This is a genomic window from Paenibacillus camelliae, assembly GCF_023715345.1.
Taxonomy (GTDB): domain Bacteria; phylum Bacillota; class Bacilli; order Paenibacillales; family Paenibacillaceae; genus Pristimantibacillus; species Pristimantibacillus camelliae.
The window spans coordinates 1-255 of sequence record NZ_JAMBNY010000091.1 but is presented as its reverse complement, the minus strand read 5'-3'; the positions used below and the strand labels follow the sequence as shown (position 1 = coordinate 255).

Genomic DNA, 255 nt, shown 5'->3' with positions numbered 1-255 from the left:
CCACCATTTAAAGAGTGCGTAATAGCTCACTGGTCGAGTGACTCTGCGCCGAAAATGTAACGGGGCTAAACACACCACCGAAGCTATGGCAGGTACCATTTGGTACTTGGGTAGGGGAGCGTTGAATACGGATTGAAGTCAGACCGTAAGGACTGGTGGACTGTATTCAAGTGAGAATGCCGGTATGAGTAACGAAAAGACAAGTGAGAATCTTGTCCGCCGTAAGCCTAAGGGTTCCTGAGGAAGGCTCGTCCA

General features: G+C 49.8%; 1 rRNA gene. It reads left to right on the top strand.

The window, feature by feature from the left end:
• Positions 1 to 255, top strand: a 23S ribosomal RNA gene (locus M3180_RS22545); the annotation flags it as partial.